The sequence below is a fragment of the Nakamurella lactea DSM 19367 genome, from assembly GCF_000426645.1.
Lineage (GTDB): Bacteria > Actinomycetota > Actinomycetes > Mycobacteriales > Nakamurellaceae > Nakamurella > Nakamurella lactea.
Window position 1 is genome coordinate 115,389 of the sequence record NZ_KE384551.1, and the last position, 12,863, is coordinate 128,251.

The following is a 12,863-nucleotide window of genomic DNA, read 5'->3' on the forward strand; positions in this document are numbered from 1 at the left end:
GCAGGTACCGAACTGGTCGTTGTTCACCAGCTCGAGCTTGTCGTTGTAGTAGAAGAACCCGCCCTGGTTCATCAGGTACAGCGGCTGGGTGTTCGCGGTCGCGTTGCCGTGGCCGCTGTTGGTGTTGAACGAATACAGCGGCTGGTTCCAGGAAATCTTGACCGAGCCGCCGGTCGTCGCCGGCTTGTCGTACGGACCGTGCGGCACGCCACAGGCGTTGTCCCCGCTGGCAGCGGCGCCGCCGCCGGTCGCGGTGGCGGCGGACGATCCGGTGGCACCGGACGTACCCGCACCCTCCGAGCCTGTCGCGCCGGTGTCGCTGGGCGCGGCGGGCGCCGAGGTGGCGGTGTTCGGCGCCGATGTGTTGCTGCCGCCCTGCTGCTCGGTGCTGCCGCATGCGGCCACCACCAACGCAGTCGCGGCGACGAGAGCAGTGACCGCTACTGCCCGGGTTGTCCTCATGGATGAGTCCTCCTTGTGTGTGCTTACCTCCTCTTGAATGTCACCGCGGCGCCCGCGAGTGTCGCACCGTGATCAAAGAGTGACCGGATCCACGCAGCGAAGTTCCCGACCGGGTCGACCGATCAGGCCGGCCAGCCGGCCACGCCGCTCAGCGGTCCGGTCCACAACCAGCCGGCCCCGGCCCCGTCCAGTACCGAGGTCAGCTCCGGCGCCACGGCGAACACCGCCGCCGGTTGTCCCAGCGGAATCGTCGGCAGGTCGCGCCACAACTGTGGGTCGAGCGAGGTCACGGTCCCCCCGCCGGTCAGTACGGCTGTCAGCGTCGGCTGGACGAAGGTCGAGCAGTACCCGGTCAGGTTCGAGGCGAGAACCCCGTCCCGCACCGGACAACCGAACAGTGACGCCGCAGCCACCGCGTCCGAGCTACCCCTTGGCACCGTCAGCAGGGCCATGTCGATCTGGCCGGTCGTCAGCCGGGCGACGACACCGTCCGGCGTGTCCACCAGCAGATCCACCTCGATGCCGACCCTGCCGAGTTGCTGCTGGATCAGCTTCGCGGCGGCGGCGATCCGCGGGTCACCGGTCGCGAAACCCAGCGAAAGCCTCAGCGGCACACCGTCTTTGGTGGCATACAACCCGTCGACCAGATAGCCGGCCGAGGCCAGCTCGGCGGCGGCGGTCGCCGCGTCACCGAAGACCCCAGGTGATCCATCCACCGCGCCGGTCGCCGATCCGGGCTCGGCCGGCAGCCGGACCATCGACGTCACCTCGGCCATGCCGTCGACGCGGGAGCCGGACAGCGCGTCGGTGATCACCTCCTTCGACAATCCGGCGGCCACCGCCCGGCGGACGGCCGGCAACGACCCGGGCCGGGTGGCGGTGCCGCTGCCGGCCGCCGGGTCGGTGGCCGGCGCCGGATCGGTGGCGGGAGCGGTGGCAGTGGCCGGGGCGGTGGCGTTGGCCGGGGCGTTGGCGGTGGCGGTGGCGGTGGCACCGGCGAACGCCAGCTGCACGGTGGCCGGCACCGGCACATCGATCCGCCGATCCGCCGGCACCGCGGTTGCCAGCTCGTCGGCGGCCGCGCTGTTCGGCCGGATCAACAACGCCTGCACGTCGCCGCGCTGCAGGGCAGATACCAGCTCCGCGCCGGTGCCGACCCGCAACTGCACCGTTTGCGGTCCGGGCTGCTCGCCCCAGAACTTGTCGTTGCGCACCAACGTGATCAGTCCGGTCACCCGGTCCACCGAGTCCAGCCGATAGGGGCCGGCGGACACCGGCACGCCGCCGGCCAGGCCACCGGCGAAGCCGCCGGGCGCGTCCTTGAGGATGTGCGCCGGCAGCAACGGCGAGAACATCGTCAGCCAGTCCTGCACCGGCGCGCTGAACACCACCACTACCTTCTTGCCGGCGTCCTGCGAGCGGATCTCATTGATCGAGGCGTACGGCGCGGCCCCGACGGTGCCGTTGGCGGCCACCAGCTGCTCGTGCAGATATCGGAAGTCCTCGGCGGTTACCGGGGTGCCGTCCGACCAGGCGGCGTCACGGACCAGGTCGTAGGTCACGGTGAATGGATTGGTGTCGGTGACGGTCGCCGACCGCACCAGGCGCCGGTCCAGCCCGACGGTGCCGTCGGCCGCCACCGTCGAGACCGACGGCAGCACCAGCGACGCGACCGTCCGCTCGGCCGGCGAGAAGTCTGCGACGGCATAGGGGTTGAAGCCGCTGATCGGCCCGTCGATGCCGATCGTCACCGAGCCGGCGGTGGCCTGACCGGTGGCGGTGACGGTGGCGACGCCGGAGTGACCGGTGGATCCACCGGACGTCTGCTCCGGGCTCAGCGGGGCCGGCAGGCCGGGCGGCGTGCACCCGGTGGCCAGTAGCGCGGCGACCGCGATCACTGAACGCAACAGCAACCGGCGCCGGCCGGTGAGCATGCCGCCCCGTTGATCAAGCCACGGGCGGGCGGCACGGCGTTCCGTCACCGCCCCACCCTATGGCGTGCCGGCGGACCGGCGCGGAGCGTCAGCCGGCGTTCTTCGAGCGCGACCGGGCCCTGGCCCGCTCCCCCGCATTCAGGATCAGCTTGCGGATCCTGGCCGAGGTCGGCGTCACCTCGACACACTCGTCGTCGCTGCAGAACTCCAGGCTCTGCTCCAGGCTCAGCGCCCGCGGCGGCACCAGGTGGACCAGCTCGTCACCGCTGGACTGACGCATGTTGGTCAGCTTCTTCTCCTTGGTGATGTTCACGTCCATGTCGTCCTGCCGGGAGTTCTCGCCGACGATCATGCCCTCGTACACATCGGTGGTCGGCGGGACGAACATGGTGCCGCGCTCCTGCAGCGAGAACATGGCGAACGGGGTGGCCTTGCCAGCCCGATCGGCGACCAGCGAACCCGTTGCCCGGGAACGCATCTCGCCGGCCCACGGGCCGTAACCGTCGAAGATCGCCGAGGCGATGCCGGTGCCGCGGGTGTCGGTGAGGAAGTCGGTGCGGAAGCCGATCAGGCCGCGGGACGGCACGTGGAACTCCAGCCGGATCCAGCCGGTGCCGTGGTTCGTCATGTTCTCCATCCGGCCCTTGCGGACCGCCAGCAGCTGGGTGACGGCGCCCAGATACTCCTCGGGCACGTCGACGGTGAGCCGCTCGAACGGCTCCTGCTTCTTGCCGTCGACCTCGCGGGTCACCACCTGCGGCTTGCCGATGGTCAATTCGAATCCCTCCCGGCGCATGGTCTCCACCAGGATGGCCAGCGCCAGCTCGCCGCGGCCCTGCACCTCCCAGGTGTCCGGCCGCTCGGTCGGCAGCACCCGCATCGAGACGTTGCCGATCAGCTCGCTGTCCAGCCGGTTCTTCACCTGACGGGCGGTCAGCTTGCTGCCGCCGTCCTTGCCGGCCAGCGGCGAGGTGTTGATACCGACCGTCATCGAGATGGCCGGTTCGTCGACGTGGATCGGCTCAAGGGCCACCGGATTGTCCGGGTCCGCGAGGGTCTCGCCGATGGTGATGTCGGCCATCCCGGCCACCGCGATCAGGTCGCCGGCGGACGCCGACTCCACCGGCACCCGGTCCAGCGCCTCGGTGATCAGCAGCTCGGTGATCTTGGTCTTCACCACGGTGCCGTCGAGCTTCATCCAGGCCACCTGCTGACCCTTGGTGATCGTGCCCTCGATCACCCGGCACATGCCGATCCGGCCGAGGAACGGCGAGGCGTCGATGTTCGTCACCTGCGCCTGCAGCGGAGCGCCCTCGGTGTACTTGGGGGCCGGAATCGCCTCCAGCAGCACGTCGAACAGCGGGTCGAGGTTCTCGTGGTCGGGCATCTCGCCGTTGGCCGGCTTGTTCAGGCTGGCCCGGCCGGCCCGGGAGGCGCAGTAGACGATCGGGAACTCGATCTGCTCGTCATCGGCGTCCAGGTCGATGAACAGCCCGTAGGTCTCGTCCACCACCTCGTCGATCCGGGCATCCGGCCGGTCGGTCTTGTTGATCACCAGCACCACCGGCAGCCGGGCCTGCAACGCCTTGCGCAACACGAACCGGGTCTGCGGCAGCGGCCCCTCGGAGGCGTCGACCAGCAGCACAACGCCGTCCACCATCATCAACGCCCGCTCCACCTCGCCACCGAAGTCCGCGTGGCCGGGGGTGTCGACGATGTTGATGATCAACTCGCCATCGGGGGTATGACGGTGTACCGCGGTGTTCTTTGCCAGGATGGTGATGCCCTTTTCCCGCTCCAGGTCGCCGGAGTCCATCACCCGGTCGGTGTGTGCCGACCCTTCGCGGAAGGCGCCGGACTGCCAGAGCATGGCGTCGACGAGCGTCGTCTTGCCATGGTCGACGTGGGCGACGATGGCGACGTTGCGGAGATCGGAACGAATCGGCATGAATGAACTTCCTGGTGATGACGGATGACGGCGCTCGGCCGGCACTGGCATGCGCTGACCTGCGGGGTGCTGACTACGGGGTGCTGACACCCGGAGTGCGGGCACGGCGAAGCCAGGTAGGCATTGCCAATGAGCAAACCTACCCGTACCGGCCCGCTTTACCTGCAACGATCGGGTCTGACGTGAGCAGGTTCTCAGTCATCTGGTCGCCTACGGGCGCTCGGCTGTGTCATCTGGTCGCCTACGGGCGCTCGGCTGTGTCATCTGGTCGCCTACGGGCGCTCGGCTGTGTCATCTGGTCGCCTACGGGCGCTCGGCTGCGGTCAGGCGCGACCGCTCCTTCGTCGCGGCCGCACCTGTCCTCGCTTCGCTACTTCGGCTCCGTTTTCTGGTCGGGTGCCGGGAACTGATCGCCCTCCTGCACCGCCGTCGGGTTCAGCACCCTGGCCAGGAAGCTCTTCGTCCGCTCGTGCTGCGGGTCGCCGATCACCTGCTGGGGGGTACCTTCCTCGACGATGTAGCCGCCGTCCATGAAGACCACCCGGTCGGCGACGTCCTTGGCGAAAGCCATCTCGTGGGTGACGACCATCATCGTCATCCCCTCCTTGGCCAACCCCTTCATCACCGCCAGCACCTCGCCGACCAGCTCGGGATCGAGCGCCGAAGTCGGCTCGTCGAACAGCATCAGCTCCGGATCCATCGACAGCGAGCGGGCGATCGCGACGCGTTGTTGTTGGCCGCCGGACAGCTGGGCCGGGAAGGCGTCCGCCCGGTGCGCCAGCCCGACCCGGTCCAGGTTCGCCATGGCGACCCGGGTGGCCTCCGCCACCGGCCGCTTGAGCACCTTGGTCTGCGCGATCGTCAGATTCTTCAGCACCGACAGGTGCGCGAACAGGTTGAACTGTTGGAACACCATGCCGATCTGCCGCCGGGCCTGATCGATGTCGACGTCCGGGTCGGTGATCTCGTGAGCGCCGACCACGATGGTGCCGGCGGTCGGCTCCTCCAGCAGATTGACGCAACGCAGCAGCGTCGACTTGCCGGAACCGGATGGCCCGATCACGCAGACCACCTCGCCGGCGCCGACCTCGAGGTCGATGTTCTTGAGCACCTCGATCGGACCGAACGACTTGACCAGCCCGCGGATCGAGATCGCCGCGGCTCCACCGCCGGTCGGCGCGGGTGTCGGGTTCTTGGTCAAGGACATCAGCGGGCCTTTGCGTGACGGCGCTCGAGTCGGCGCACCAACCAGGACAGCGGGAGGGTGATGAACAGGTAGAGCACCGCGATCACCGTCAACGGGGTAACGCTGGCGAACTCGTTGATGGCGCTCTGCCCGTACTTGGTGAGTTCGTACTGGTCGGTGGTGACACCGAGGATGTAGACCAACGACGAATCCTTGACCAGCAGGATGATCTCGTTCGTCAGCGGCGGGATGACGATCCGCAGCGCCTGCGGGAGCACGATGGTGACCATCGTCCGGCCAGGCGACATGCCGAGCGTCCGCGCCGCCTCGACCTGACCCTTGGGCACGGCCTGGATGCCGGCCCGCAACGTCTCGGCCATGTAGGCCGCTGCGGTCACCCCGAGGCCGACCGCCACCTGACCCAGGGTGTCGCCGGGAAACTTGAAACCGGGAAAGGCGCGCGGCAGTCCGTAGGCGATGATCACCAGCACGGCCAGGGCAGGCAGGCCGCGGAACAACTCGATGTAGGCCATCGCCACCGCCCGATAGACCTTGATCGAGCTCAGCCGCATCAGGGCCAGGACGATCGCGAGGGCGATACCGAAGGTGAATCCCAGTGCTGTGTACAACAGCGTGTTGACCAGACCGGTGGCGAGCACGTCGGGGAACATCTGCCACGCGATGTCGAGGTTGAACCACGCCTTGACGAACACCGGCCAGTCGATGAGCAGCGCCACGATCACCACGACGACCAGCCCGATGAGGTACTGGATACCGCGGAACATCCGCTTCCGCTGCGTGCGGGTCAACGCCATGGTCGCTCCGAGGGGTTCAGAGTTGCGGGTCGTACGCCGAAGGTCGCCCCGCCCGGGTGCACCGAGCGGGGCGACCGCAGGCGATCAATTCTTCGGAGCGTCCGTACCGAACCACTTCTTGTAGCTCTCGTTGTACCTGCCGTCTGCCTTGATATCCGACAGCACACCGTTCACGACGGTCGCCAGGGCCTCGTTGCCCAGCTTCAGCCCGAAGCCGTACTGATCGCCGGTGTCGACGGTCTGCACGATCTTCACGGTGGAAGCGTTGTCGTCGACCAGCTTCTTCAGTACCGGAACGTCATTGAAGACCGCGTCCACCTGGCCGGTGAGAATGGCCTGGCTCTGCAGGTCGAACCCGGTGTACTCGACGACCTCGTAGCCGTACTTGTCCTTGTTCTCGTTCAGCCAGTCGAGGCCGGTGGTGCTGGCCTGCCCACCGACCTTCTTGCCCTTGAGGTCCTCGATCTTGGTCACCGTGCTGGCCGTGGGCACCACCAGCGAGAAGTTCGCCGAGAAGTACGGATCGGAGAAGGTCATCACCTTCTGCCGCTCAGCGGTGATGGACATGCCGGCGGCGGAGAGGTCGCACTTGCCGCTGTTGTTCGCCTCGCCGGACTTGATGCCCTCGAACGGGGTGTCGATGATGCTCGTCTGAACGCCGAGTTCGGCCGAGATGAAGTCGACGAGATCGATGTCGAAGCCGACCACCTCACCGCCCTTCTTCGACTCGAACGGCTCGAACGGCAGCGTGGTGCAGACGGTGAGCTTGCTGGGATCGATGAGCGTCTTCTTGGCCGCGTCGATGGCCGCCTGATCCATTGCCGCACCGGCGGCGCTGGTGGCGCCGGACGCCATCGAACCGGCCGCGCTGGTGGCCTCCGAGGCCATCGAACCGGCGGCGCTGGTGGCCGCTGACGCCATCGACTCGGCGCCGCTGGCCGCAGCCGTGATCGCGCTGGAGGCGCTGTCCGCGGTCTTGTCGGCGCTCCCGCAGGCGCCGAGCGCGAGCAGCGCGACCGCACCGATCGCGACCGCGCCACTACGCAGCGCGAAGGTGCGGCGGGGCGCCGCCGAACGGGTGGATGCAACTATCACGATGACTCCCAGTACAGGTCGGGTTGGCCCGAACGGACCAACAGCACGCAGGTATCCGTGTGGTCGCATCCTGCCACGCCGGGCGTATTTCGAAGATGACGATTGCGCTACGGCTGTAGCTTTTGGTGCGCCTCTGGCGCTCGACTGCTGGCGCGATACCCGGCTGCTTCGGCGCGGGTCTTCGTGTCCTCGCTTCGCTGGTCGGCTCAGCCACGGAGCAAGTCGCGGAGCGCCGGCAGCAGGTCGCGGTCGGCCGGCAGCCAGTCGACGGTGTCCAACTCGTCGGCCGTCAGCGCACGGAATTCCTGGTGCTCGCGAACCGTCGGCACCTCGTCCGAGGTCACCCGGAAGGCCCGCAGCACCATCCCGCTGCCTAGGTCGACGTCGGGGCCGATCCGGCCGCCGACCGATACCGCGATTCCCAGTTCCTCGTCCATTTCCCTGGCCAGTGCGGCAAACTCGGACTCGCCGAGCTCCACCTTCCCTCCGGGTAGCTCCCAACCGGCGGGCCGGTGATCCTCGCACTGTCCCTGACCAGGACGCAGTGCGGCCAGCACCGTCGGACGGGCGCGCTCGTCGCTGCCCAGCAACGCACCGGCGACCACCACCAGCGGTTCGCGGGCCACCAGGGTGGCGATGCCCAGCAGGGTCTGCGCCGCCAGCAGCACCCGGCGCCTGGTCAGCGCGCTGCTCAACGCCGAACCCCCGGTCCGGTAGTCCAACCGGGTGAGCACGCCAGCCCCGGTCCGGCTGGTGTGCAGGGTGATGCTGGTCCCGCCGTCACCGGCCGGGTCGCCGGTCCGGCCGGACGAGCGGCCGGCCCGCACCGAACGACCGGCCGTGCGGCCGGCGACACCCCGCAATTCCGGCAGCCCGGCGTCGCTGATGCTGACGGCGAACTGCCGACCGGGCCGCAGTGGCCCCGATCCGGTGAACGTCATGGTGTCGCCGGTCCGCAGCGCCCCGCTCGGCCCGGCCAGCCGGCCGCCGACTGCTCGGGCAGTGCGGCGCCAGGTGTCGCCCGTCGCCAGAGCACGGATCACCGCCGGTTCGGCGGCGTCGATCACCGCGGCGGCGCGAATCAGGGTCACCGGTTCACTGTGCCCGATGTGAGCGATGCGTGATGCTGCGGTGCCTGATCGTCCGGCGCCTGATCGTCCTGCGCATGATGATCCGGCGCCTTCGCGCTGCCGGCCGGCAACGGGGCGGTGGCCGACAGGTCGACGGCCAGCCGGACGGTCGCACCAACGGCCGGCAACGTACCCGAGATCGCTTGGACCGCACCGGATCCGGGCAGCTCGACGGTGAGCCGGACGGTATCCGGCGCCGGCCGGGCCTCGAGTACCCGGCCGGCCAGCCGGCCGTCCGGATCCACCACCAACGCGGGCGGCCGGAGCGCGATCGGGCCATCGGGCAGGCCGGGTACGCCGTGACCGACCGGCAGCACCGTGGTGTAGCCGACGAATCGGGCCACCCACTCGTCAGCCGGTTCCCGCCACACGTCGGACGGGCTACCGACCTGGCGGATCCGGCCCTCGTTCATCAGCGCGACCCGGTCGGCGATCGCGAATGCCTCGCCCTGGTCGTGGGTCACGTACAGCGCGGTGCTGTGGGTCCGGGTCAACACCGTGCGCAAGTCAGTGAGCAACCGGGAGCGCAACGCGGTGTCCAGGGCGGCCAGCGGCTCGTCCAGCAACAACAGCCGCGGCTGCGGGGCCAGCGCCCTAGCCAGCGCCACCCTTTGCTGTTGCCCTCCGGACAGCTCGGTGACCCGACGGCCGCCCAGCCCCGGTAGACCGACCAGTTCCAGCAGTTCATCGACCCGGTGCCGACGCCGGGCCGGGGCCAGACCCAGCTGGCGCAGTCCGTAGCCGATGTTGCCGGCCACCGTGCGATGCGGGAACAGCACCCCGTCCTGGAACATCAGACCGAAGTGCCTGCGGTGCACCGGGATCCGCGCGAGATCGGTGTCGTCCCAGCAGATCCGGCCGCCGCTCAGCGGCTCCAGCCCGGCGATCGCGCGCAACAACGTCGATTTACCGCAGCCGGACGGCCCGAGCAGCGCCAGCACCTGCCCGTCGGCCAGGTCCAGCTCGACGCCGTCGACCGCGGTAACCGGGTCGCTCCCCCGGGCGCCCACGTAGGTCACCCGGACATCCGTCAGCGAGAGCATCTAGAAGCCTCCGATCCGGGCGGCGTTGCGGGCTCCGGCGAGAGTATCCACCGCGACCATCACCAGCGCGCAAGCCAGTGCCAGCACGGTCGCGGCGGCCAGCGCGGTGCCGGTGTTCGCGGCGCCCGGGCGGCTGATCAGCCGGACGATCACCACCGGCAGGGTCGGTGTCTGCGGACGCGCCAGGAAACTCGTCGCCCCGAACTCGCCGAGCGAGACCGCGAAGGCGAACGCAGCGGCACCGGCCAATGCCCTGGCCATCAGCGGCAGGTCGACGCCCGTCCACACCCGCAGCGGCGGCGCCCCGAGGGTGGCGGCCGCCTGCCGCAACCGGTCGTCGGCGGCCCGTAGCACCGGCAGCACCATCCGCACCACCAACGGTAGCGCGACCATGGCCTGGGCGATCGGCACCAGCAGCGCCGAGCCGCGCAGGTCCAACGGCGGCCGGTCCAACGCGATCAGGAAGCCGAAGCCGACGGTCACCGCCGAGACCCCCAACGGCAGCATCATCACCGTGTCGACGGCGCCCAGAATCCGTCCCACGCCGCGGTTCCGCGGCCGACGGGCCAGTACCACGCAGAGAGCGACGCCGACCAGTACGGCCAGGGCGGCGGCGATCGCCGCCGCCCGCAACGAATTCACCAACGCGTCCGTCACCGGCACCAGCATCAGGTTGTCCTCGCCAAGGGTGGCCAGCGCGCGGTAGTTGCCCAGCCCCCAACCGGTCGGTGTCTGCAGCGATCGGAGCACCATCACCAGCATCGGCGCCAGGAACGCCACCCCGACGGCGGCGGTCACCAGCAGCGCCGGCAGCGCCTCCCGCCCGAGCCGCCGGCTGCCGGCCCGGGCGCCGGTCAGCGACAGCCTGGCCTCGGCCCTGCGCCGCAACAGTCCGGTCAGCACCAGCACCCCGGTCACCAGCACGATCTGGGTGATCGAGAGCACCGCGGCGGTGCGCAGGTCGAAGATGTCGGTGGTCTGCCGGTAGATCTCCGTCTCCAGGGTGCGGAACTTCGACCCGCCGAGGATCAGCATCACCCCGAAGCTGGTGGCGCAGAACAGGAACACCATCGCCGCTGCTCCGGCAATGGCCGGTCCGAGTGCCGGAACGGTGACGGTGAGAAAAGTGCGGACGCCGCCGGCTCCCAGACTCCTGGCGGCCTGCGCCGGCCGCTCGTCCAGGACGGCCCAGGTGGCCCCGACCGTGCGGACCACCACCGCGTAGTTGAGGAACACGTGTGCGGCCAGCACCACCGCCAGCGAGCCGTCCCAGCCCCACGAGCCGAGCGGGCCGTCGGCGGCGAACAACGTCCGAAAGGCCAGCCCGACCACCACCGTCGGCAGCACGAACGGCACGGTGACCAACGCCCGGAGCACCGCCTGACCGCGGAACCGGCAGCGGTACAACAGATATGCCCCCGGTATGCCGAGCAGCAGACACAGCCCGGCCGAGACCGCCGCCTGCCAGATGGTGAACACCACCAGCGAACGCATCCGGGACCGGCCGAAGACGTCGGCGAACGCGCCCAGGTCCAGGCCGCTGTCCGACCACAGTCCCCGGCCGATCAAGGCGACCACCGGGTAGCAGAAGAACAGTCCCAGCGCGACCAGCGGCACCGCGGCCAGCAGCACCAGCCCGACCCGGCGACCGACCGCCAAGGCCCGATCGGCGGGCCGCTCGATCAGCCCGGCGGGCCGCTCGATCAGCTCGGCGGGCCGCTCGATCGGGTCGGCGGGCCGCTCAATCGGGTCGGCGGGCCGCTCAATCGGGTCGGCGGGCCGCTCAATCGGGTCGGCGACTGCCATCGGAGTTCCGCTCAGCCCTCGACCAGGTCGGTCCAGGTCTGGATCCACTGGTCACGGTGCGCGGCGATCTGGTCCGCCGGCAGCGAGGCCGGGTCCTTCGCCGCCGGGGCGAACTGCTGCCAGTTCTTCGGCAGCGCCACGTCGTCATCCACCGGATAGACGTACATCTGGTCCGGCATCGCCGCCTGGAACTCCTTGGACAGCAGGAAATCCACTACCTTCTTCGCCCTCTCCGGATTGGCCGCGCCGGCCAGCACCCCGGTGTACTCGACCTGCCGGAAACAGGTGTCCAGCAGCGCTCCGGTCGGCGCCTTCGTCTCGCCCGGCTTGACCTCGAACGGGGGTGACGACGCATAGGAAAGGACCAACGGCCTGGCCCCCTTGCCCGACGAACCGGAGAAGTCGACGCTGTAAGCGTCCTCCCAGCCGGCGGTGACCTTCACGCCGTTGGTCTTCAACGCGGTCCAGTACTGCTGCCAGCCGCTGCCGTCGCCGGCGTCTGTCGAGTCGCCGCCGCCGAAATGCGCGATGGTGCCGAGCAGAAAGGCCAGACCCGGCGAGCTGGTGGCGGGCGACGGGACGACCAGCAGGTCCTTGTACTCGGGCTTGGCCAGATCCTCATAGGTCTTGGGCTCGGCGAGCTTCTTGTTCGCGAACCAGGTGTGGTCGACGTTCACGCACACGTCGCCGTAATCCACTGCGGTGAGCCGGTTCTGGTCGTCGCTCGAGCCGCCACCGATCGAGTACTTGTCGGCGCCGTTGTGCGCCGCGGGCGGGGCGTAAGGCTGCAGCACCCCGGCGTCCAGCGCCCGCGAGGCGAAGGTGTTGTCGATGCCGAACACCACGTCGCCCAGCGGCGCGTCCTTCGTCAGCACCAGCTTGTTCACCATCGCGCCGGCGTCGCCCTGGGCCAGAATCTTCAGCGTGATGCCGGTGTCGGTCTGGAACTTCGCCAGCACCTTCTTGTCCATGTTGAACGAGTCGTGCGTCACCAGTGTCACCGTGCCGCCCGTCGCGGCACCGCCTGTCGCGGCACTGCCTGTCGCGGCACTGCCTGTCGCGGCACTGCCTGTCGCGGCACTGCCGGTCGCGGCACTGCTCGATCCCGCGCTCGACCCGGCGCCGGTCGAACCCCCACCGGCGGTCGTGGCGGCCGAGCTGTCGGCGCCGGCCGCCGGCCCGGGGGTCTGCCCGCCGGCGGCGTCGCTGCCGCAGCCGGCGAGCACGGTCAGCAGAGCGGTGGTGGCGGCCAATCCGGCCGCCGCGCGGCGACCGGATCGGTGTCTGGATGAGCGGTTCTGCATGGGGTGCCCCTTCCCTCGCGGGCTCAGGCACGGGTGGCAAGAGGACGTCCCTGCGCCGGCATGATCCGGGTCAGGTTCGACGGTCAGGGACTCCGTGTCCCTCTCTCAGCCCGGCGCACCGGACTCCCGTGTCAGGCGTC

The 12,863-nt window shown here is 69.6% G+C and carries 9 protein-coding genes, 1 pseudogene and 1 riboswitch; all 10 genes and pseudogenes read right to left on the reverse strand.

What is annotated here, in order from left to right; all coding sequences use genetic code 11:
* Positions 1-462: pseudogene (locus tag K340_RS36345) on the reverse strand (hypothetical protein); the annotation flags it as partial.
* A gap of 122 nt (positions 463-584) precedes the next feature.
* Positions 585-2,444 (reverse strand): ABC transporter substrate-binding protein, encoded by a 1,860-nt coding sequence (locus K340_RS0125745; RefSeq protein WP_154674489.1) that lies wholly within the window; start codon positions 2,442-2,444, stop codon positions 585-587.
* A gap of 40 nt (positions 2,445-2,484) precedes the next feature.
* Complete coding sequence (typA, locus tag K340_RS0125750) at positions 2,485-4,344, reverse strand: translational GTPase TypA (RefSeq protein WP_029138805.1); 1,860 nt, start codon at positions 4,342-4,344, stop codon at positions 2,485-2,487.
* Positions 4,345-4,714: 370 nt separating this feature from the next.
* Entirely contained in the window at positions 4,715-5,551 is an 837-nt protein-coding gene (locus K340_RS33440; protein WP_051267675.1) for an amino acid ABC transporter ATP-binding protein, read from the reverse strand.
* The gene (locus K340_RS0125760; RefSeq protein ID WP_051267676.1) at positions 5,551-6,345 is read right to left on the reverse strand and encodes an amino acid ABC transporter permease; all 795 of its coding nucleotides are present in this window, start codon (positions 6,343-6,345) and stop codon (positions 5,551-5,553) included. Before K340_RS0125760 ends, K340_RS33440 begins: the two co-directional genes overlap by 1 nt.
* Positions 6,346-6,429: 84 nt before the next feature.
* Entirely contained in the window at positions 6,430-7,440 is a 1,011-nt protein-coding gene (locus tag K340_RS33445) for an ABC transporter substrate-binding protein (RefSeq protein WP_051267677.1), read from the reverse strand.
* Between the two features lie 206 nt (positions 7,441-7,646).
* Entirely contained in the window at positions 7,647-8,531 is an 885-nt protein-coding gene (locus K340_RS36815) for a (deoxy)nucleoside triphosphate pyrophosphohydrolase (RefSeq protein ID WP_281170767.1), read from the reverse strand.
* Positions 8,528-9,613, reverse strand: a complete 1,086-nt coding sequence (locus tag K340_RS33450; RefSeq protein WP_084615016.1) for an ABC transporter ATP-binding protein — start codon at positions 9,611-9,613, stop codon at positions 8,528-8,530. The genes K340_RS36815 and K340_RS33450 overlap by 4 nt, the downstream gene beginning before the upstream one ends.
* Positions 9,614-11,419, reverse strand: a complete 1,806-nt coding sequence (locus K340_RS33455) for an ABC transporter permease (RefSeq protein ID WP_084615018.1) — start codon at positions 11,417-11,419, stop codon at positions 9,614-9,616.
* 11 nt (positions 11,420-11,430) lie between these two features.
* A complete protein-coding gene (locus tag K340_RS33460; protein WP_084615020.1) occupies positions 11,431-12,723 on the reverse strand; it encodes a thiamine ABC transporter substrate-binding protein in 1,293 nt (430 codons plus the stop codon).
* A 30-nt stretch (positions 12,724-12,753) separates the two neighbouring features.
* A riboswitch (TPP riboswitch) is annotated at positions 12,754-12,862 on the reverse strand.
* Between the last annotated feature and the right edge of the window lies 1 nt (position 12,863).